Source organism: Tautonia marina, from assembly GCF_009177065.1.
Taxonomy (GTDB): domain Bacteria; phylum Planctomycetota; class Planctomycetia; order Isosphaerales; family Isosphaeraceae; genus Tautonia; species Tautonia marina.
Genome location: NZ_WEZF01000012.1, coordinates 194,672 through 216,740 on the forward strand (window position 1 = coordinate 194,672; position 22,069 = coordinate 216,740).

General features: G+C 63.9%; 16 protein-coding genes. 11 read left to right on the forward strand and 5 right to left on the reverse strand.

Annotated features, from left to right (window positions below; all coding sequences use genetic code 11):
• Positions 1–2: 2 nt before the first annotated feature.
• A complete protein-coding gene (locus GA615_RS16000; RefSeq protein WP_152052338.1) occupies positions 3–1,457 on the forward strand; it encodes a DUF1501 domain-containing protein in 1,455 nt (484 codons plus the stop codon).
• A 73-nt stretch (positions 1,458–1,530) separates the two neighbouring features.
• Here the strand turns inward: GA615_RS16000 and GA615_RS16005 are convergent, their stop codons facing one another.
• The 4 genes from GA615_RS16005 to GA615_RS16020 form a co-directional block, all read right to left on the reverse strand.
• Positions 1,531–3,582 (reverse strand): alpha/beta hydrolase domain-containing protein, encoded by a 2,052-nt coding sequence (locus GA615_RS16005; protein WP_161602374.1) that lies wholly within the window; start codon positions 3,580–3,582, stop codon positions 1,531–1,533.
• Positions 3,583–3,742: 160 nt separating this feature from the next.
• Positions 3,743–5,353, reverse strand: coding sequence for a PPC domain-containing protein (locus GA615_RS16010; RefSeq protein ID WP_152052318.1), 1,611 nt, complete (start codon positions 5,351–5,353; stop codon positions 3,743–3,745).
• Positions 5,354–5,376: 23 nt separating this feature from the next.
• The gene (locus tag GA615_RS16015) at positions 5,377–6,699 is read right to left on the reverse strand and encodes a DUF1501 domain-containing protein (protein WP_152052319.1); all 1,323 of its coding nucleotides are present in this window, start codon (positions 6,697–6,699) and stop codon (positions 5,377–5,379) included.
• A gap of 80 nt (positions 6,700–6,779) precedes the next feature.
• Positions 6,780–9,236 (reverse strand): DUF1549 and DUF1553 domain-containing protein, encoded by a 2,457-nt coding sequence (locus GA615_RS16020; protein ID WP_235905497.1) that lies wholly within the window; start codon positions 9,234–9,236, stop codon positions 6,780–6,782.
• Between the two features lie 295 nt (positions 9,237–9,531).
• Here GA615_RS16020 and GA615_RS16025 point away from each other — a divergent pair, with 295 nt between their 5' ends.
• The 7 genes from GA615_RS16025 (at position 9,532) to GA615_RS16055 (ending at position 17,585) form a co-directional block, all read left to right on the forward strand.
• Positions 9,532–10,995 carry a DUF1501 domain-containing protein gene (locus GA615_RS16025; RefSeq protein ID WP_152052320.1) on the forward strand — a complete coding sequence of 488 codons (1,464 nt, stop codon included), beginning with the start codon at positions 9,532–9,534 and terminating at the stop codon, positions 10,993–10,995.
• Positions 10,996–11,044: 49 nt separating this feature from the next.
• Positions 11,045–11,359: a hypothetical protein gene (locus GA615_RS16030; RefSeq protein WP_152052321.1), complete on the forward strand. Its 315-nt coding sequence runs from the start codon at positions 11,045–11,047 to the stop codon at positions 11,357–11,359.
• Between the two features lie 101 nt (positions 11,360–11,460).
• Entirely contained in the window at positions 11,461–11,913 is a 453-nt protein-coding gene (locus GA615_RS16035) for a HEAT repeat domain-containing protein (RefSeq protein WP_161602375.1), read from the forward strand.
• A 154-nt stretch (positions 11,914–12,067) separates the two neighbouring features.
• Positions 12,068–12,712, forward strand: coding sequence for a hypothetical protein (locus tag GA615_RS16040; RefSeq protein WP_152052323.1), 645 nt, complete (start codon positions 12,068–12,070; stop codon positions 12,710–12,712).
• 143 nt (positions 12,713–12,855) lie between these two features.
• On the forward strand, positions 12,856–15,009 hold the full coding sequence (locus GA615_RS16045) for a DUF1549 and DUF1553 domain-containing protein (protein WP_235905499.1): 2,154 nt from the start codon (positions 12,856–12,858) through the stop codon (positions 15,007–15,009).
• 52 nt (positions 15,010–15,061) lie between these two features.
• A complete protein-coding gene (locus tag GA615_RS16050; RefSeq protein WP_152052325.1) occupies positions 15,062–16,576 on the forward strand; it encodes a sulfatase family protein in 1,515 nt (504 codons plus the stop codon).
• 67 nt (positions 16,577–16,643) lie between these two features.
• Positions 16,644–17,585: a prenyltransferase/squalene oxidase repeat-containing protein gene (locus tag GA615_RS16055; protein WP_235905507.1), complete on the forward strand. Its 942-nt coding sequence runs from the start codon at positions 16,644–16,646 to the stop codon at positions 17,583–17,585.
• Positions 17,586–17,625: 40 nt separating this feature from the next.
• Here GA615_RS16055 and GA615_RS16060 read toward each other — a convergent pair whose 3' ends face one another.
• Positions 17,626–18,054, reverse strand: a complete 429-nt coding sequence (locus GA615_RS16060; RefSeq protein WP_152052327.1) for a nucleotide pyrophosphohydrolase — start codon at positions 18,052–18,054, stop codon at positions 17,626–17,628.
• 199 nt (positions 18,055–18,253) lie between these two features.
• Here GA615_RS16060 and GA615_RS16065 point away from each other — a divergent pair, with 199 nt between their 5' ends.
• From GA615_RS16065 to GA615_RS16075, 3 genes are all read left to right on the forward strand, one after another.
• The gene (locus GA615_RS16065; RefSeq protein WP_152052328.1) at positions 18,254–19,711 is read left to right on the forward strand and encodes a sulfatase-like hydrolase/transferase; all 1,458 of its coding nucleotides are present in this window, start codon (positions 18,254–18,256) and stop codon (positions 19,709–19,711) included.
• Positions 19,712–19,798: 87 nt separating this feature from the next.
• Positions 19,799–20,530, forward strand: a complete 732-nt coding sequence (locus tag GA615_RS16070; RefSeq protein ID WP_152052329.1) for an RNA polymerase sigma factor — start codon at positions 19,799–19,801, stop codon at positions 20,528–20,530.
• Between the two features lie 67 nt (positions 20,531–20,597).
• Entirely contained in the window at positions 20,598–21,962 is a 1,365-nt protein-coding gene (locus GA615_RS16075; RefSeq protein WP_152052330.1) for an alpha-amylase family glycosyl hydrolase, read from the forward strand.
• Positions 21,963–22,069: the final 107 nt, after the last annotated feature.

Consider the following 22,069-nt stretch of genomic DNA (forward strand, 5'->3'; position numbering starts at 1 on the left):
TGATGAACGAGATCCCCCCGCTGCTCCAATCGACCCGTCGGCATTTTTTTGAACGCTGCGGAATCGGTCTGGGCTCGATGGCGCTGACCTCCTTGCTCGGCAATGGCCCGAGCAGTCTCGCCGCCGATTCGGCTCCCTCCGCGAATCCGCTCGCTCCAAGGACCGGTCATCACGCCCCCAAAGCCAAGAACGTGATCTTCCTGTTCATGGCGGGCGGACCAAGCCAGTTCGAGCTGTTTGATCACAAACCCGGCCTTCAGCGCTACAACGGCCAGCCCATTCCCTCATCGTACCTTGAAGGCAAGCGTTTCGCCTTCATGGACACCTTCAACAAGGAACCACCCAAACTTCTCGGCACACGACGGAAATTTGCCCGACACGGTGAGAGCGGCGCGTGGGTTTCGGAATGCTTGCCTCACACCGCTCGGGTCGTGGATGATCTGACCTTCCTCAAGTCGGTCTGGACCGAGCCGGTCAACCACGCGCCGGCCAAACTGTTCTTCAACGCGGGGACCACACAGTTTGGCCGCCCCAGCATGGGGGCCTGGATCACCTACGGCATCGGCAGCGAGGCCGACAACCTGCCCGGGTTCGTCGTCCTCCAGTCCGGCCCCCGAGGCCCTCGAGGAGGCGCGGTGCTCTGGGGGAGTGGCTTCCTGCCAACCGCCTACCAGGGCGTCCCCTTCCGGAGCGGCGCCGAGCCCATTCTCGACCTGTCTCGACCACCCGAGGTTTCCGAAGCGAATCAGCAAGCGACCCTCAACGCGATCGGTGATCTGAACCGCCATCGGCTCGACACCACGGGAGACCCCGAGATCGCTACCCGAATCGCCTCCTACGAGATGGCCTTTCGGATGCAATCCAGCGCCCCTGAATTGATCGACCTGGCGGGTGAGTCACAGGCCACCCTCGACCTCTACGGCATCGATCCGGGAGTCCCCACCTTCGCCAGCAACTGCCTGCTCGCTCGACGACTCGTGGAGCGGGGCACGCGGTTCGTCCAGCTCTACCACACCAACTGGGACCACCACGGCGGCCCCACCGAGAATCTCGAAGACTCACTCGATACCGTCTGTCTCGACGTCGATCGCGCCTGTGCCGCCCTCATCACCGACCTCAAGGCCCGCGGCCTCCTCGAAGACACGCTGGTTATCTGGGGAGGAGAATTCGGCCGCACCCCCATGGGCGAGGTCCGAGAAAAGACCGGTCGCAACCACCACCCCGATGCCTTCACCATGTGGATGGCGGGGGGTGGCGTGAAGCCCGGCCTGACCTTCGGCGCAAGCGATGAGTTCGGCTTCTCCGTCGCCGAAGATCCGATCCACGTCCACGACCTTCAGGCCACCATTCTCCACTTGCTCGGCCTCGATCACACCCGGCTGACCTACCGCTTCCAGGGGCGCGATTTCCGCCTCACCGACGTCGGTGGACGAGTCGTCTCCTCCCTCATCGCCTGATCCCTCGCATGTTCATCCGAGAAGCAAGGGCACCAGTACAAGTCAAACCCTGGTGTCCTTGCTCCTCGGGTCTTCAGCGGACAGGTGCGGAGTCCTCCACCTCCCACAGCGTCCGAGATGCTTCAGCAGCCCGAAGCAATCCCACCACGTCTTCATCCAGCAGAAAGCGCTGCGATTCGAGTTCAAGCAGTTCCTCCGAGAATCGTCCCAGGTAGTGCTCAAATGTCGGGTAACGCTCAAGCACCGACGGCCTTGGGTCGCCCGAGTCGATCCGTTGCTGCTCGTCTACCGGGAACGGCAAGAAGGACCCGTTGAATTTGGCGAGCTGACCGGCCGCCCCCGCTTCCGCACTGCGAAGATTCCATCCGGTGAAGGTGGCGATGGGAACGGCAAGCTGCGGCAATCGAATGCCTGCGCGATCATTCCCATCCGTATCGGGCGCAGGAACGAGGGTCCGGAACGGCTCACCAACCACGGCCGGAACCTTATCGATGATCCCCTCCGATTCCCACCGAGGGCCGAAATCGAGCCGCGTCGGTACGTAATGCGCCCGCGGCAAGGCGACGCCCGGCAACTCGGGAAACGTCCGATGGTACGTTTCCGCTCGGATCAAGGTTCCGTCGTCGATTCTTGGGTATCGGCTCGGCGGAGGCTCCACGTCACGAGTCGCCCAGTCGTCCAGCGCCACAAGCAAGGCACGAAGCACCCCTCGATAGTCGAGCGTGTTGATCAAATTCAGGTAGATTCCCCGACTCCTTCCAGTCGAAACCCCATGTTGACCGCCTGCGATGAAATAGATGCGCACGTTCGGATCGTGCCCCACGTCAATCGTTCCATCAACATCTGTATGCAAGAGCGAGGCAGCTCGTGTCCAGTATTCGGCAGACGTATTGGTAAAGATCATTTTTGGCACCACTCCCGCCTCCCTGGCACGCTCCAGGGTATCCCCCGTTCGGCCGGTTTGGGGATCGGTCGAGGGAGCGGTGGTCATCGGGAACGACTCGGAGACAAAGAGCCGGTCCTGATGCGGGCTGCCGTGCCGGGTCGTCTGAACGAACCGACCGTTGAACATCCCTTTTCCCGCTCCCGGAACGTGGGCGAACACGCCGTCGAAGACCGCTTGCCCCTGCTCGTCGGCATTGAACCCCTGATACACGAGATCGTGAAGGAACCGCCCCGACTGGGAGATCCCGAACGCAAGCACTCCGTCCACCGCGCCGGCCAGCGGATTCGCAGGGGATTCCTCGTTTCTGAAGAAGGAGACCACGTCTCGAACCGCGGCAAATCCGAGCCCCGTGACCCGGGGATTCCGCGTCGTATAAACCACCTCGTAGATCCAGCCGGGCCGAAACCCATCTTCCAGAAACAGGTGAGTGGGGTCAGCAACGACCCGATCTCCCTCAAGGCGAGCAAATGCCCTCCGATCCTTGGGAACGACCTCGGCGGGAGCATCACGGGTCGGCCGCATGGTGACCACCGCCTGCTCGGGGTCGATCACCGGGTAAGGGTCTGAGTTCCCCCAGGCGAGCGGTTCCGATCGGCTGGGGGCATCCACGCAAATCTCTGCATAAATGCGCCCTTCAATCGGTCCTTCAGCCGATTGAGCGATGGGGAGTTCCATCGTCAGGCGGCCTTCTCCCGGACGAACATCCCCATTCCAACCACACCAGAGCAGGTGATACCCCTCGCGAAAGAGGAACCCATTCCCCGCGTCGTCAAGGGTCCTGAATTCGTTCCCACCGCGATCGAGAAAGGCGCCGGGCGCGAGCTTGTTCCCCCGGTTGTTGACCTCGAACAGAATGCGACGGTTCCCCCGCTTCGGATCAACGGGGGCAAGCAAGTCGAACTCGGTCGAGAATTCCACCACGCCGCGATCGTTTCGAGGGGCGAGCTTGAGGTCGTGAATCGCCTGATTCGACGGATCGTCGGGATCAACCTCAAGCATCACACGCCCTTGGATTCGCTCATAAGCACCGACCGAGCCAAACTCGTGCCCGTCGGCGAACGGTTCCCGTTGCTCGATCTCCAGGCGGACCACCCCCGCCTCGACCGTTGCAACCTGGGCGATCATGGCGAAGAGGCAAACCAGAACTCCGAACCCGGAGCATTTGGCAGCGCTCGTCAATTCCCCACGCCTTGCGCGCATCCACATACGTCGGTCCTTTCCTGGAGCAAACCGGGGCGTTCTAGTCTGACGCCCCGTTGTCTCAGGCGAAGGGCCGGATCGCAAGGCCGTCCTGGCTCGGTCCGGAGGTATCCGTCCGCGATGCCGCGGACCAAGCAGCTCAGGAGGACGGAGGAACCGTCAGCCAGAGCGACTCGGTTCGAGAACCACCCACCCGTTCGGCAGTGGCCGACGCGGCGGAGTCCTCAGCCCCTTCGGCGGTGCCGAGAATCCGGATCGGGCCAGACCAGACCGCAGCGGCTTCGGTCGCCGTGATCTGAAGCGTCACCTTCTTGGAGGAATCCCCCTCAGACTCGGAGACGACCGGCTCGACCGTCACTCCGTCCGGGAGCCCTTCCGCGGTGATGGTCAAGGGGTTCTTGTATCCCCCCTGTCGATCCACCTCGACCTCAATCGACAACGGTTTTTCCCGATCAAGCTCAAAATGATCGGCCGAAACCGTCAGTCTCACCACCGGGCTCGGTTCTCGGGCCTCGACCCGATAGAGAAACCGGGAGCCTCCACGACGGTGCAGGTCGCGCACCTGAACCTGGAGCATCCCATCATCCGGAACCTTCACCGTCAATTCAGGGTCGAGTTCCCGACGCAAATCATCCATCTCGACCAGTTGCTTCCCCGAGGAGTCCTCCACCGTGATCACCCCATCCAGGGGCGAGCCGAACGCTCGGGCTTCCATTCGAAGCATGATGGAGGTTCCCGGCTCGGCCTTGATCGGGAATCGATCCGCCTCCCCATCCTCTCCCAGTTGACCACAGATCAAGGCCGGCAGGCTCGCAGGTTGTTCCGAAAGTGCGGAGGCCAGGACGACCGGAAGCTCAGCCGCTTCCACCTCGACAGCGCCAGCCAGATCAGGATTCCAGGCCACCACCGACCGCTCGGGACCAGGGGACACACGGAGCCGGACACCCTCCCCCGGCACGTTCCAGCCGGCGGCGGCGACCTCCGTTTCGGGTTCTAGATTGACGACCGACGGGTGCGCCAGGTCGACGTAGCCGCCGGTCGTCAGAGTCAGGCGATACACATAATCATCACTTCCCGAAAATCGGATCGAGCTATCCGGCTGTGCCGGAAAGGCGAAAGCACGCACCACGTACGTCCCGGAGGTCGGGGCCGTGAACGCCAGACTGGGATCAAGCAATGGCGAATCATCAGCATGATCCACCACAAAGCCTTCCGGCGAAACAACCTGAATCTTGCCGTCCATGGGCGAGCCGAGCCGGTTGTTCGCTTCCAGGGCGACCACCAGCGTTTGTCCCGATTCCAGGGTAACCGCGAACGAATCGACATCGCCCGATCGTTCCAGCCGACCATTCACTACGACCCCTTGCGGATCAACCTCCTGAGCCTGGTGGTCCGCGTTGTTGGGCTCGACCTCCACGACTTCCGACACCGTACCGATCTGGAACGGCCGGAGCGTCGCGGCCCCTTCTTCGTTGAACAACCGCACCCAGGCGAGGCCAGGGGCCGCATCGTCCGCGATCGAGACGGTGAAGACCCCTTCCTCTTCCTCAGGAGTGAAGCAGATCCCTGGCCGATCGACCTGAATCTGAACCGGCCAGGGTTTGAAGGTCCCCTTGGCCTCGACCCGAACCGATTCGCCCAGCCGGCCTCCTCCTGGAAAAAAGGAGGAGACCTTCGGCGGATCGGCCTGCGCCCAGGTCGGAAGCAGGAGCAAGGCCACGATCAACTTGGTAGGGCGGAGGTGTCGCATCGAAGCAAATCCAGGGGAGAGGTTCAGCCCATCAGTTCGGCGATCGGGTTCGGGTCGCTCACCAGGTGGGCCGGGCGTCCTTGCGGCGTGTAGTAGATCGTATTCGGATCAATGCCGAGCTTCCGATACACGGTCGACGCGAAGTTCTCCGGCGAGAGAATGCGATCGACGGCCGCATAACCGCGGGCGTCGGTCGCCCCCACCACCTGGCCTCCCGGCGTGCCGCAGCCGGCGAAGACCACGGACATGGCGTTCGACCAGTGGTCGCGCCCGCCTCGACCGTTGATCTTCGGCGTTCGCCCGAACTCCCCGAGGGCAATCACCAGCGTCGATTCCAGCAACCCGCGCTGTTCCAGGTCGAGGATCAAGGCCGCCAGAGCCCTGTCGAACGGTGGCAACTTCTTATCCAGAGCGTCAAAGATCTCGACGTGGTGATCCCACCCGCCCTCATACAGCGTAATGAAGGGGACCCCCGCCTCGACCAGCCGACGGGCCAGCAGGCAGCTCTGCCCGAACCGATTCCGACCATACAGGTCCCGGATCGCGTCCGGTTCGGCCTGAACCTCGAAGGCGCGTTGCGCGTCCCGAGAGGACATCAGGTCGTACCCTTGCTCATAATATTCATCGAGCGATCGGACGGGATCGCCGGCGGCTTCATGAGAAATCCGCTCGAGCCGATCGAGCTGGGCCCGAAGGTCCTTCCGGTTGTCGAACCGGCCGAGGTCCAGATCGCGGGGCGGCGAGACGTCCCGGACCCGGAAGTTGTCGCGGTTCGGATCGTCGGGCACAACGAACGGGGCGTACCGGGCACCCAGGAAGTTCGGTCCTCCCGAGCGAGACATCCGGGGGATCGAGAAGTACGGGGGCAAGCCCCCTTGCGTTCCCCGCTCGTACGCCGTGACCGAACCGAGACTCGGGTGGAAGCTGACGAAGGCACCACAGCCGACGGGAATTCGGGTCGGTGCGCCGGTCATCATGTAGTGATTGCCGGCCCCGTGGTTCCCCTGGTTGTGCTGGATCGATCGAACAACCGCGAGCCGATCGGCGATCTTCGCCATCTCGGTCATGTGCTTGGAGAAATGCATCCCCGGCACGCTCGTGGCGATTGGGTCGTAATCGCCTCGAATCTCCGCGGGGGCGTCGGGCTTAGGGTCGAACGTCTCGTAATGGCTCGGACCGCCGTCCATCCAGACCAGGATGCAGCTGGTCGGTCGCCCGGGAGAGGACATCGCCGACTGGCCTCGCAGCCTCAAGGCATCGACCAGACCACCGCCGATCAAGCTCGTCAGCCCCAGCTTCAGGCAATCGCGTCGGGTCGTCCCCTCGCAGTTCCGGGATCGGCTCATGTTCAAAGCTCCTCGGTCTGGTACGGGCCGGCCTCGCCACGGCGTGACCGGCGGAAAATCGATGTCCCGTCCGGTCAAAATCAGTTGATAAAAATGAATTCCGCCGAGTTGATCAAGGCCCAGAGAACATCCTCGGTCGCCTTGCGTCGATCAACTTCCGGCTCGTTGAAGACCGCCAGCGCGATGGCCTTCTCCTCCTCCGACGGCAATCGGCAGAAGACGCGAAGGTAAAGCTCCTCCACAATCTCCTCATCCGAGCGGTCGCTCGCGGCCAGTTTGGCGGCGACCCCGTCGTCGTTGGTAATCTTGGAGTGCAGCGCCGGGGCATTCATCAGGTGCAAGACCTGAGTGACCGATGTATCCGGAACCCGCTCGCAAGGGGGGTCCTGATTCGGGTCCGGCCTTCCGAAGGTGTCAAGGAAGGTCGAGGGAACCCGGTGCGTCCAGATCTGCGAGGCCCGCGTTCCGGGAGCGGCGGCATCGTACGACTCGGGAACTTCCGTGATGTCACAGACCGCGTCGAGCAAGACCTCGGCACCGAGCCGCTTGCGATAATGGCGGGCGTAGTTTCTCACATCCACCACATTGCGGTCATTCGGCCGCGCGTCGAGCCCATACACCTGAGAGGTCATGATCGTCCGGATCAAGTGTTTCAGGTCATATCCACCCGCGACGAACTCCTTCGCCAACGCATCGAGCAATTCCGGGTTGGTCGGCGGATTCGTCGCCCGCAGGTCGTCGACCGGCTCCACCAGGCCGATCCCCATCAGGTCCGCCCAGACCCGGTTGGCGATCACCTGCGCGAAGTACGGATTGTCCGCGTCGGTCATCCAGTACGCGAGCGATTCTCGGGGATCGTTCTCGGCTTCCGGCGCCTCACCGAACAGCGGAGCCGGCTTCATCGTCTCTCCGGTCAAGGGGTGAGCGACCGACCCCTTACCCGAGGCGAAGATGATTTCCTCCCCTCCGCTGATCGGCGGCGAGAGGCCGGTCCCTTTGCGGCCAACCTCGGCGAAATAGGCAGCAAAGCCGTAGAAATCCTCCTGCCCCCAGACCTCGAACGGGTGGTGGTGACACCGCGCGCAATCGAGCCGAATGCCGAGGAAAAGCTGGCTCACCATCGTCGTCAGTTCTTCCGGATCGCGACGATCGCGGAAAATAGTGGCCGGTCCTTCCTGAAAGGTGCTCCCCTCGGCCGCAACGATCGTCCGAACGAACTCGTCGTACGGCATATTCTCGCGGAAGGCCCGCCGAATCCAGGCATCCAGATTCCAGACCGCCTTGATCCCCACCCGGTACGGGTTCGGCCGGAGCAGGTCCATCCACTTCGTGGCCCAGTGGTCCGCGTATTCCGGACGCTCCAGCAAGCGATCAATCAAGACGGTCCGCTTCTCCGGAGACGGATCATCGAGAAACGCCCGCGACTCCTCGGGGGTCGGCAACCGACCAATGATGTCGAGATGGGCACGTCGGAGGAACGTGGCATCATCCGTCGGGGTCGAAGGAGTCAACCCCAACTTTTGGAGCTTGTTCCAGACCAGACCGTCGATGACGTTTGATCGGGGAAGGTTCTCATAGAGTTCGGACGGCACCGATCCTTCCAGCGGAATCGTCACGCCGCAGGTCGCAAACTGCCCCTCGAACCGGGCACTAATCGCCGCCTCGCCGGGTCGGTCGCCTGCCTGAATCAGGCCCGACTCATCCACCGCGACCACTGCCGATTCGTTCGACTGGAAATCGGCCAGATGGGTCACATCGGCGGTCGATCCGTCGGAATAATGCGCCGTCACGATCGCTTGCTGCTGATCTCCGGCCGCGATGCTCCGCTCGGTCGGCGAGATCTCCAGGCCGACGACCGAGGGGGACCCTTCCGGATCGCGGGCCATTCCCTCGGCAATCCAGCGCCTAAGTACCTCGTACTCCTCGCTGCCCGCCTCGATCGGCTTGCCGCCGCCGTGGGGGAGCGTGGCGGTCGCCTTCAGCAGCAAGAGACTTTGTTCCGGAGCGGCCGGGAACACGCGACGCCCCCTGGCCTCCTTGGTCATGGCGTTGTGGTCGAAATTCGGATCAAACCCGAGCAGCGAGAGCTGAAAGCCGTTCTGCCCCCGCTGTTTCCCGTGGCAAGGGCCCGAGTTGCAACCGAACCGGGTCAGCATCGGCATCACATCGTGCTCAAACGTGATCGGCCGCTCAGCCTCCATTCCGGACACGCGAACGGTCGCGCTGGCCTTCTGCCCGTCCACCACGGCGACAAGGTTCGTCTCACCATTCGCTTGCGGTCGGGCCACGCGGTCGCGCGTGACCGTCACGAGAGCCGAGTCACCAACCTCGATCTCCGCCTCTCGGGTCAAATCGACCGAACGGCCGTCAACCGTCCCCATCACCACGAGACGTTGCCGGGCGCTGGCGTCGTTGAGCGTGATGGTGTCCGGAACGATCCGAAGATCGGTGATCGTCCGAGTTTCCGCGAGGGCGATCCCACTCCACCCCATCGTGATCACGGCGATGACCGCGATAATCGATCGTCGTACCCTCACGAGATCGCCCCTCTTCTTCTTTCGGTCGTCAAAAAGCAACAACGAGCGTGGGCCGAATGCCACACCATGATCTTAACCAGTTGGCAACCGAAATCCAACAACAATCAAACGAGATCGGTCCTGAAATGGGCTGCCTGGCGCGATCCGGCCCTCAAAATCCGCTCCCGAAAGCCATCGCCCGATCGCGGCTTCGGCTCAAAAAGATGATGTCCCCTCGTCAAACCACCTGGTAACGTGATTCGAAGCGGTCGCCCGTCCTTCGCCTCTTGTTCCTCTCCTCTCGACGAGGTCCGCCATGATCCGGCCTTTCGGCGCGAACGCAAACGCGAATCCGATCCCGATCGCCCCCGCCACCTCCCGCCGCGCCTTCCTCCGCGACTCCGGCGGCGGATTCGGCCTCCTCGCCCTGGCCTGGATGCTGCAACAGGACCTCGCGCAGGCGAATTCCGACCCCTCTCCCGACCCCCTCGCCCCGAAAGCCCCCCACTTCTCCCCGAAGGCCGATGCCGTCATCTATCTCTTCATGCACGGCGGCCCGAGCCACCTCGAAACCTTCGACCCCAAGCCCGACCTCCAGCGCCTGCACGGTAATCCCCTCCCCGAGAGCTTCGGCCCCGTCGCCACCCGCCGCAAGGTCGGCCAGAACCCCCTGCTCGGCACGAAGCGGACCTTCCGCCCGCACGGCGACAGCGGCATCCCCGTCTCCGACTTTTTGCCCCACACCGCCCGATGCGTCGACGACCTCGCCGTCGTCCGCTCCTGCTGGGCCGACAGCGTCAACCACCCGCAGGCCGTCTACCAGATGAACACCGGCTCGATCCTCATGGGCCGGCCCAGCCTCGGCTCGTGGGTCGGCTACGGATTGGGCTCCGAGAACCGCGACCTCCCCGCCTTCGTCGTCATGCCCGACCCCGCCGGCGGCCTCAAAGGGGGTCCCCCCGCCTACGGCAACGGCTTCCTTCCCGCGAGTTATCAGGGGACCGTCGTCCGATCCGGCGACGACCCCTTGCTCAACCTCCGCCCCCCCGAGGGCACCCTCACCCGATCCGAACAGCGCCGGATGCTCGACCTGATCGGCGCCCTCAACGCCCGCCACCTCGAACCCCGCGCCGACGACTCCGACCTCGCCGCCCGCATCCAGACGTACGAACTCGCCTACCGGATGCAATCCGCCGCCCCCGAGGCCGTCGACCTCTCCCGAGAGACCACCGCCACCCGCCGCCTCTACGGCCTCGACGACCCCGTCACCGCCGACTTCGGCACCCGATGCCTCCTCGCCCGCCGCCTCGTCGAGCGCGGGGTCCGCTTCGTCCAGCTCTACTCCGGCGACTTCACCGGCTGGGATGCCCACAACGACGTCGAAACGAACCACGCCTCCATGTGCGCCAAAACCGACAAACCCGTCGCCGCCCTGCTCACCGACCTGAAGCGCCGCGGCCTGCTCGAGCGCACGCTCGTCATCTGGGGCGGCGAGTTCGGCCGCATGCCCATGTCCGAGAGCGGCACCGGCCGCGACCACAACCCCCACGGCTTCACCACCTGGCTCGCCGGCGGCGGCATCAAGGGCGGCACCCTCCTCGGCACCACCGACCCCGTCGGCCTCCGCGCCGAGCAGGACCGCGTGCACGTCCACGACCTGCACGCCACGATCCTCCACCTCCTCGGCCTCGACCACACCCGCCTCACCTACTTCCACAACGGCCGCGAGCACCGCCTGACCGACGTCGCCGGCACCGTCGTCACGCCCATCCTGGCGTGATCGGCCAACGGGGAAACAATGACACCTTCTCTTCGTGGAGGACCCTCCCGTGTCACGTCACCTCAGACTCGTCGCCTGCCTGGGAATCCTGATCCCGTTGCCGATGGTCGCAGGGGTCCCGGTTCAGGAAGCGATGCCTCCTGACGCCGAAGCCCCCTCTCCTTCGTCACGAACCGCCCTGGCGGCGAACGACCCGGTTTTCCCCATTGCCCCCCAGCCGCACCGGGGCGAGATCGAGGTTTCCGCAATTGATGGAATGCCCATCCTTGTCCCGGGCGACCTGGACCCCATGCTGATTCGGGGCAACTTACCCGTCGCGACGATGCCCATCCCAATCATGCCGCTGCCTTCGCAGTGGCGATGATCCCTCCCCGGGGTGGCTGGGGCCATCTTGGCCCCAGGCGGCCCGCCTGGGTTCCACGGAGCCAAACGAGATTCTCAGGACACAGCGCCAAAAACAAAATCATGGAGAAGAATATGGGAAATACGGATCCCTTATGGAACGGTCAGCCAACCTCTCATTGGGTGGAGATGCTGCAACATCCTGACGGAGAGATCAGGTGGCAAGCGATTGATGCGTTGCGGCACAATCTTCCCCCGATTGATACGATTCCTCTCTTCATTGAGGCATTGAGAGACAATTATTGGCGTACCCGAGCACTCGCGGCCCATGCTCTCTATGATCTCGCATTCGACAAAAGCTTACATCTCCTATTAAAGCAAACCGTGATTCCTCTTGTTGATGCCTTGGAAGATGATTCACCCCAAGTTCGACTCAATTCTGTGCACACACTCGAATTGCTCGGGCCTGAGGCAAAGGTTGCGGTCCCAGCACTGAACATGATCATCGAGCATGGGGAGGAGGAGCTCCGACAAGCGGCCACGGACGCGATAGTAGCAATCTCACAACGTGAGTGATGTAGGGTGCGTCGAGTCCGCGAAGACGCACCGGCGAGTGGGTAGGAGATAGGGTGCGTCTTCGTGGATTCGACACACCCTATACGACTGAAAGCTCGATGTCATGATTTTCAGTTGGCAGAGTTGACCTTGCAGGTGGACAGGGACAGATAAGATGACTGGTGACCAACTGATCGACGAAGGGCGGCGATTGGCCCGGCCCTGTGTGTACCTCCGCTCGACGGGCGAACATCTCGCAGGCATCTGGGGAGGCGACGGGATTATCCCGTGCGGAGACGGCCCGTATCGCCACTGGCTCAGCATCGGCACTCAGTACATCCCAGACGGCAGGAGCAAGTCTCCGGGCTGTCTCAGCATCTACACGAATGAGGACGACTGCACGTCGGGCATTGTGGCTATCGATGACGAACGGATTCTCTCTGAAGCCTCCGAAGGTCTTAGGTTGTATGCCCATCCCGACTCCTCGCTACCCCCACTTGAGGCCGTCTTCAAGTTCGGCTCATCTGAAGTAAGGCGTTGGCTAACATCGAACAACTGGGAGCCCGAATGGGGCTACAACGATAACTTTCCCGACCGCACTGCCACAGGCATATATGAGCGTAAATATCAGAGCCAACTGCCGCTTTTCAGCGGCGATGCCTACGCCGTATTGGGTGGGTGGCATATGCCGTGGCCCGAGGGCGATTGGGACGAGATGGTAGAGAAACAACTCATCGTTTGGACTTTTGCGGACTCCGAGCCTTGGGTGGAAGCATGGCGAGACGACAATAACTACAGTGTGATACAACGGATCACATGACCCATTAACATTCATATAAATCTATATCTTTACACTCGTCTGACGCACTCCTGGCAAGTCATACTCCGTTGCTCCTCGCGCCTTCCCTTCGCCCAATGAATCACTTCAGCCCACCCCGGCCATTGATTCGGAGAGGACGTCTCATGCTTAGGCCAGCAACGCACCTCGCCGCGATCCTCATGGCATTCTCCTCCTTCTCGGCAATTACCGCCGCCGATGAAACGGATCACTGGTCCTTCCTCCCCCCCACTCGCCCCGAAATCCCCGCCGTCGCCGACGCCTCCTGGCCCCGCAACCCGATCGACCACTTCCTCCTCGCCGAGCTGGAGGCGTTCGACATCCCGCCCGCCCCCGAGGCCGATCGCGCCACCCTCCTCCGCCGCCTGACGTTCGACCTGACCGGCCTGCCGCCGACGCCCGAGGAGGTCGAGGCGTTCCTCGACGACCCGTCCCCCTTCGCCTACGAAGCCCAGGTCGACCGCCTCCTCGCCTCCCCCCGGTACGGCGAGCGGATGGCCCAGCACTGGCTCGACCTGGCCCGCTACGCCGACACCGACGGCTTCGAGTTCGACCACACCCGGCCCGACATGTGGCGCTACCGCGACTGGGTCGTCTCGGCCTTCAACGACGACCTCCCTTACGACCGCTTCCTCGCCCTCCAGATGGCCGCCGACGAGCTGGAGCCCGACAACCCCGCCGCCGCCGTCGCCACCGGCTTCCACCGTTGCTACCCCGACATGGTCGACATGAACGACCAGGGCGAGCGGCGCCAGATCGCCCTCGACGACATCACCGAGACGACCGGCCTCGCCGTCCTCGGCCTCACGATCGGCTGCGCCCGCTGCCACGACCACAAGTTCGACCCCCTCTCCCAGGTCGATTTCTACCGCCTCCAGGCCTTCTTCACTCCCGCTCGCTTCGACGACGCCTACCCCGTCTCCACCCCCGCCCAGGAACGCAGCCACGACGCCGCCGTCCGCTCCTGGCAAGGCGAACTCGCCGCACTCCGCGCGGCTATCCTCCGGCTCGAAGCCGACCCCCGCGAAACACTCGCCCCCGGCCCCCCCCGCGACCCGAGGCCCAACACCCAAAACGCCTTCGCCACCCCCGCCGAGGACCGCACCCCCGATCAGATTCGCATTGTCTACGACGCCCTCGCCAAGGACCCCCGGATCGACCCCGACCAGCTCGACGCCGCCCTCGGCCCGGATCGCCTCGCCGAGCGCAACACCCTCCGCACCCAACTCGACGCCCTCAACGACGCCGGCCCTCCCCCCCTGCCCGTCGCCCGCGTCCTGGTCGAGGACAGCCCCGACGCCGCCCCCACCCACCTCCTCCTCCGCGGCCAGTACGGTAAGCCCGGCCCCGAAGTCGAACCCGGTTTCCCGAGCCAACTCGACCCGAACGCTCCCCGCATCAATCCCACCGACCACTCCACCGGCCGCCGCTCGGCCCTGGCTGCCTGGCTGACGCAACCCGACCACCCCCTCACCGCCCGCGTGTTCGTCAACCGCCTCTGGCAGCTCCACTTCGGCCGCGGCATCGTCGCCACCCCCAGCGACTTCGGCGTCATGGGGACGTACCCCTCCCACCCGGAACTGCTCGACTGGCTCGCCACCGAGCTTCCGAACCAGGGGTGGAGCATCAAACGCATGCAGCGCCTGATCGTCACCAGCGCGGCCTACCGGATGTCCTCGCAATTCGACCCCGACTCCCACGCCATCGACCCCGACAACGAACTCTTCTGGCGCCAGAACCGCCGCCGCCTCGACGGCGAGGCCATCCGCGACGCCCTGCTTTCCTCCTCCGGACTGCTCAACCCCGCCCAGGGCGGCCCCCCCATCTTCCCCGAGCTTCCCGAGGAACTGACCAAGCTCAGCAGCCAGGGGGCCATCTGGCCCGTCTCCCCTACGCCCGACGAGCGTAACCGCCGAAGCCTTTACGTTTTCATCCGCCGCAATCTCCGCTATCCGTTCTTCGAGGCCTTCGATCGTCCCGACACCAACGCCTCTTGCCCCCGCCGCGACGTCACCACCATCGCCCCCCAGGCCCTCGCCCTGCTCAATGATCGCCTGGCGCACGACGCCGCCTCAGCCCTGGCAGAGCGCCTCGATCGCAGCACCGGGCCCGATCCCGCAGCTCGCATCCGCCTCGCCTTCCTGCTCACCCTCGGCCGCGAGCCCGCCCCTTCGGAACGCGAACTGGCATCGCGTTATGTGAACGATCACAATGAGGCAGCCTGGCACTCCTTCTGCCTCGCCTTGCTTAACCTCAACGAATTCGTGTTCCTTGATTGAATCCGATCGAGACCTCTCCCGCTCACCGGAACCCCATCGAGAGACATCCGTCATGATCCGGCGCGTTCGATGCCTTCCGCTGGTCCTCCCCGTGCTGCTCGCCGCTCCGGCATTCGCAAGCCCCCCCGACGACACCCCTTCCCCCCCGAACATCGTCCTGATGATCGCCGATGACCTCTCCTGGGACGACACCGGCCCCTACGGCCACCCGACCATCCGCACGCCGAACCTCGACCGCCTCGCCCGCGAAGGCATGCGGTTCGATCGCGCCTTCCTGACCTGCAGCTCGTGCAGCCCCAGCCGGTCGAGCCTCATCACCGGCCGCTACCCCCACAACACCGGCGCCGAGGAACTGCACTGGCCCCTCCCCGCCGATCAAATCACCTTTGTGGAATTGCTCAAGCAAGCAGGCTATTACACCGCTGCCGCCGGCAAGTGGCACCTCGGCAACGCCGTCAAGGACCGCTTCGACGAGGTCCGCGAGGCCAACCCCCGCGGCTTTCAGCTCCCCTCAGGCGACGAGGCAGAGAAGGTTGATCCAAACGCTCTCGCCTTTGAAGGAGCCGGAGCCGCCCAGGCCGGCTGCGATCAATGGGTCCCCGTCCTGCAAGACCGCCCGCGCGATCGCCCCTTCTTCCTCTGGCTCGCCGCCCTCGACCCCCACCGCGACTACCAGGATGACACCATCCCCGATCCGCACGACCCCGCCGCCATGGTCGTCCCCCCCTTCCTGCCCGACTGCCCCGAGGTCCGCGCCGACCTGGCCCGCTACGCCGACGAGGTCACCCGCCTCGACCACTTCGTCGGCCTCGTTCTCGACGAACTGGAACGCCAGGGGGTCGCCGACCAGACCCTCGTCCTCTTCATGAGCGACAACGGCCGTCCCTTCCCCCGCTGCAAGACTACCGTCTACGACGACGGCATCCGCACCCCCCTGATTGCCCGATGGCCCGGCCGGATCGCTCCCGGCAGCGTCACCGCATCGCTCGTCAGTTCGATCGACCTGGCCCCCACGTTCCTTTCCCTCGCAGGCATCGAGCCGGGGCCATCCTTTCAAGGTGTCGACATTTCGATCCTTTTTCAGAAACCGCAGGCGACACCCCGCTCCCACGCCTTTGCCGAGCACAACTGGCACGACTACGCCGCCCGCAAGCGTGCCGTTCGCTCCGATCGCTACAAGTACATCCTTAACGAAGACGCCCCCATGCCGCTGACTCCCCCCGCCGACGCCGTTCGCAGCCCCACCTTCGACGCCATGAAACGCCTCCGCGACGCGGGTCAGCTCACCCCCCATCAACTCGCCTGCTTCACCGCGCCAAAGCCCACCGAAGAATTGTATGACCTGCAAACCGATCCCCACGAACTGAACAATCTTGCATCCAATCCTCAGCATGAACCCCTGCTTCAAGCGATGCGGGACACCCTGAAGACCTGGAAGCAACAGACCAACGATCTCTCCCCCGCCGTTCTCAGCGGTGATGAATTCGATCGAGAAACCGGCACCCCGTTACCCAACCGCCAGCGCCCGCGGCTCCCCCGGCCCTCGTTCCTGTCCCGCGGCTCCTGAGACGACGTTGCAATCCCAATCCGGCGCGGACCCTTCAAACCCTATTGATTGAGTGCGACCCGTGGCCATGATTCCCCTTTCGGTTCTCGCCCTTCTCCTCGCCCCGACCGCCCCCGCGCCGGCCGATCCTCCTGAAGTGCGTGCCATCCGCTACCTCGCTCAGGAGGTCCCCCGCTGGCGTCCTGAGAACGGCTGCGCCTCGTGTCATCACAACGGCGACGGCGCGCACGCTCTATTCCGCGCCGCCTCCCTCGGGTTCGAGGTTCCGCCGGAGGCCACGACCGACTCCATTCAATGGCTCCTTCAGCCTGACCTCTGGGACGACAACGGCGGCCAGGGCACCTTCAGCGATAAACGCCTGGCCCGCCTTCAGTTCGCCAGGGCACTCACCGAGGCGGTCGCGGCCGACCTCGCACCGAATCCCCGATCCGCCCTGACCACCGCCGCCGATCAACTGGCGGCCGATCAGCAGCCCGACGGCTCCTGGCCGATCGACGGCCCCGACACCCTCGGATCTCCCGCCACGTACGGCTGGTCCCTCACCGCCCTCACCGCCCGTCGGATCCTGGCCACGACCGACCCCGACCGCTACCGCGACCCGATCGCCGCCGCCGATCACTGGCTCCGCGCTCGTCCCATCCGCACCACGCTCGACGCCTCCGTTGCGCTCCTTCATGAGCATGACCTGGGAACAGAAACCTCTCCCGATCGCCGTCGCCAGGCCCTCGACCTCCTCCTCCGCGCTCAATCCCCCGACGGCGGTTGGGGCCCCTACGAAACCTCCCCTCCCGAGGTCTTCGACACGGCCCTGGCGGTCCTTGCCCTTGCAGCCGCCCCCTCAACGGACACCCGAGAACACCTGCAGCGCGGTCGTTCCTACCTCATCGCCACCCAGCTTCCCTCCGGCGGCTGGCCCGAAACCACCCGACCGTCCGGCAGCGAAAGCGACGCGCAGCACTATTCCACCACCGCCTGGGCCACCCTCGCGCTGCTCGCAACGAAGCAATGACAGCCCGAATCCTCATCTCCAATCTGACATCCTTACGCGGTCATTTCTTCGGACCAGTATCCTGCGATCTGCTCCGCTCGGTTGCGTCATTCTCGCCGGCACGAACATAGGCGGTGTACTTATCCGCTCGCCCAGAGGAGCGATCGACCGGATATTTCTCGGCGGCGAGCCCGATTTTTTCTTTGAGCGCCGCGGCCAGGTCGATCTCGCAAACATCCGCTAGCCGAAGCAAGGCCCAGAGGCTATCCGCCAGCTCATGGGCAATGGCCCGTTTGCGTTCCGGGTCGTTCAGATCGTTGCGAATCGCCTCATCCGTCCGAAACCGAAAGTGTTCCAGAACCTCCCCCACCTCAATGGCCAGGCAAAGCCCCAGGTCCTTGGGGTGGTGAAACTGTTCCCAGTCTCGATCCCTCGAAAAGTGGAGGACGAGATCCATCAACTCCCGAACCGTTGTCGAACGATCATCCATCAAAAAATGACCCACCTTGATGACGACAGGAGCAACGGCAGACTCGCTTGCCCTCCCCCGAGACGATCCGCCTCGGCCCCGGCATCTCCTGAAGAGATTCAAGAATCGTTGCGAAACCATGTTCAGTCAAGGGACGTCCTGCGATAGAGTAACAGTCGAAACCCGCCTCTCCTTTCGCACTCGAACCGGGGTTTTCGGCATGCATCGCTCCTGGCTTTCCGCTCTGATCACCGCCACCTTGCTCATCACCTTTGGGGAACGCTCCTGGGGCAACCCTTCAAGCGAACCTCCAAACATTTTATTCCTGTTCGCAGATGATCACTCGTTTGAAGCCATCGGCGCCCGTGGCCTCCTCGACGTGGAAACCCCGAACATCGACCGCCTCTACGAGCAAGGAACCTCCTTCGACCGCGCCTATAACATGGGGGGCTGGAACGGCGCGATTTGCGTGGCGAGCCGTTGCATGCTCATCACCGGCCGAACCCTCTGGGACGCTCGGTCCATCTACGAATCGACCGCCCAGGAAGGCCAGGAGGGTCGCCTCTGGCCCCTTCTCCTAAAGCAGGCCGGATACGAAACCTATTTCACCGGCAAATGGCACATCCGCGCCCAGGCCGACGAGGTCTTCGACGTGGCCCGACACGTCCGACCCGGCATGCCCGCCCAGACCCCTCAGGGCTACAACCGCCCGCTCCCCAACGGCGACGACCCCTGGGACCCCTCCGACCCTCGCTTCGGCGGCTTCTGGGAAGGCGGCACTCACTGGAGCGAAGTCACCGCCAACGACGCCCTCGATTATCTCGAACGCGCCTCCGGTCGAGACGCGCCCTTCTTCATGTATGTCGCCTTCAATGCTCCCCACGACCCCCGTCAGTCTCCCCAGGAGTTCGTCGATCGCTTCCCCCCCGATCGCGTCGCGCTCCCTGAGAATTTCTTGCCCGAATACCCCTACAAGGATGCCATCGGCTGCGACCCGAAACTCCGCGATGAAGCCCTCGCGCCCTTCCCTCGCACCGAACACGCGGTCAAGGTCCACCGGGGAGAATACTTCGCCCTGATCGCGCACATGGATCAGCAAATCGGCCGCATCCTCGACGCCCTCGAAGCCTCCGGCAAGGCCGACAACACGCTCATCATCTTCACCGCCGACCACGGCCTCGCGGTCGGCCGCCACGGATTCCTGGGCAAACAAAACCTCTACGAACACAGCACCCGCGTTCCCTTCGTCCTCACCGGCCCCGGAATCCCCTCGGGCGCTCAACGATCCACTCCCATTTATCTTCAAGACATCATGCCCACAACCCTCGAACTGGCGGGCGTCTCCGTGCCCGAACACGTGGGCTTTACCAGTCTCCTGCCCCTCCTAAACTCAGCGTCTCCCGCCTCCCCCGACCGCGCAATTTATGGCGCTTACATCAACTTCCAGCGATCGATCACCCAAAACGGCTACTCCCTCATTCTTTATCCCAATGCCCGCATCGCTCGCCTGTACCACCTCTCCGATGACCCGCACCAACTCCACGATCTGGCCGCATCTCCCGATCACCGCGACACGCTCAACACCCTCTACACCGCACTCCTCCGCCAACAGAAATCCCTCGACGACCCGCTCGATCTGACCGCTGTGTTCGGAACATCCTTTCATCCTCATCCTTGAACAGCTTTACAAAGGCTGTCCATCCCAGCAGCCACTCCATCTCGCGTGCGTTTTTATTGATCGAATGCCCTCTCCCGAGGTTGACCGATGCTGATTGAAGGCAACCCTCGATTCGAGACGACCTGCTGGAGTGTCGTCCTGGCCGCCGGTAGCAATTCCGATCGGGCCGAGGAAGCCCTTGCCACCCTCTGCAAAACCTACTGGTTTCCCGTTTACACCTTTATCCGTCGTTGGGGCCACACGCCCGACGACGCCGCCGACCTGACCCAGGGCTTCTTCACCGAACTCCTCCGCCGCAACGATTTCCAATCGATTGACCCCTCCCGCGGGCGATTTCGCTCGTTCCTGCTCGCCTGCTGCCGAAACTACCTCTGCAAGGATCGTCGCCACAAGGCCGTTCGAGGTCCGGCCCCCTTCTCGATCGACGCCATCGACGCCGAACGCCGCTACACCATCGAACCGACCGACACACTGACTCCCGAACAGATCTTCGACCGACGATGGGCACTCTCGATTCTGGAAGGTGCCCTCAACGCTCTCCGCGACGACTATCACCGTTCAGGCAAGACCGAGTTGTTTGACCGGCTGGAGCCGACCCTCGCTGGCGAGTCGCTTCCCGGCGGCTTCCTCGCGGTGGCCGAATCCCTCGGCATGAGCGAGGGGGCCGTTCAGGTTGCCGCCCATCGCCTCCGCAAACGCTACCGAGACGCCATCCGAGCCCTCATCGCCGCAACCGTCGATGACCCTGCAACCGTTGATGAGGAACTCAGAGACCTGTTCACCGCCCTGGTGCCCGTCGATTCCCGGATCGCGCGGTGAACGTTCCCGCGTCCGGCATCGCAATTGCTGACCTATCACCGATTTCCCCGCTGCCACGGTGACGATCATGCCAGGATCTTGGGCCCAGGATGCCGTCTTCGCTCACATCTACCCCCTCGGCCAGTGCGGAGCCGATCCGGTCAACGACTTCCAATCCCCGCCGAATCCCCGCCTCGATCAGCTTCGACAATGGATCGGCCACTTCCAATGGCTCGGGGTGGATGCGCTGTACCTCGGGCCGGTCTTCGAGTCCTCCTCGCACGGCTACGACACAGCCGACTACCGCCTCGTCGATCGCCGCCTCGGCACCGATGATACCCTGGCTGGACTGACCGCCGCGCTTCACGACCAAGGCATCCGCGTCATCCTCGACGGCGTCTTTCACCACGTCGGTCGAGACTTCTGGGCCTTCCGCGACCTCCAGCAGCAGGGCGAGCAATCCTCCTATCGCGACTGGTTCTCCGGTGTCGATTTCTCCCAGCGCAGCCCCCTCGGCGATCCCTTCTCCTACGATGCCTGGGAGGGGCATTTCGACCTGGTCAAGCTCAACCTCTCCAACCCTGCCGTGCGGGACCACCTGTTCGACACCATCCGATCCTGGATCGATCGCTTCGCCATTGACGGCCTCCGCCTCGATGTCGCCTACGCCCTCGATCCCGACTTCCTCCGCGCTCTGGCCGAGTTCTGCCGAGGGATCCACTCCGAGTTCTGGTTGCTCGGCGAGGCCATTCACGGCGACTACCGCCGCATCGCCGGCCCCGGCCTGCTCGACGCCGTCACCAACTACGAGTGCTACAAGGGGCTCTACTCTAGCCACAACGACCGCAATCTCTTTGAGATCGCCCATTCCCTCGACCGCCAGTTTGGCGACGGCGGCCTTTATCGAGATCTGACGACCTACAACTTCGTCGATAACCACGATGTCAACCGCATCGCCAGCACGCTCCGGGAACCGGCGCACCTGAAACCTGTTCACCTGTTGCTGTTCACCATGCCCGGCGTACCGTCCCTTTACGCGGGCAGCGAGTGGGGGATCGAAGGGGTTCGGGTCCACGGCGACGACCGGCCGCTTCGGCCTCCCTTGCCCACTCCCGAGGCAGCCCAGGCCCTTGGCCGCCATCCCGACCTCGCTCCGGTCATCGCCCAGCTCGCCGCCATCCGTCGGCGATTGCCCGCGTTGCGCCAAGGCACCTATCGGCAAGTGTTCGTTGCCTCCGAACACCTGGCGTTCGAGCGATCCCTTGAGAACGACCGCGTGATCGTCGCGTCCAATGCCTCCGAAACCTCGGCAACGCTCGATCTACCCCTCTCGGCCGCCGAGGGGGAAGAATTCGAGGATCAACTCGCCCCCGGCGCTCTCTTCTCGGTGCGCAATGGGCACCTGACCCTCGACGTCCCCCCTCGCTGGGGTCGAATCCTCTCCCGACGTTGATGGGAACGCGCGTGGCCTCAGCCCCGGCGAAGGGATTCCGCTCCAATCCTCACCGCTCGCCAGGCCCAATCGTCCCTTTTTTTCGCGCCGACCCGATCAAAAAGTGA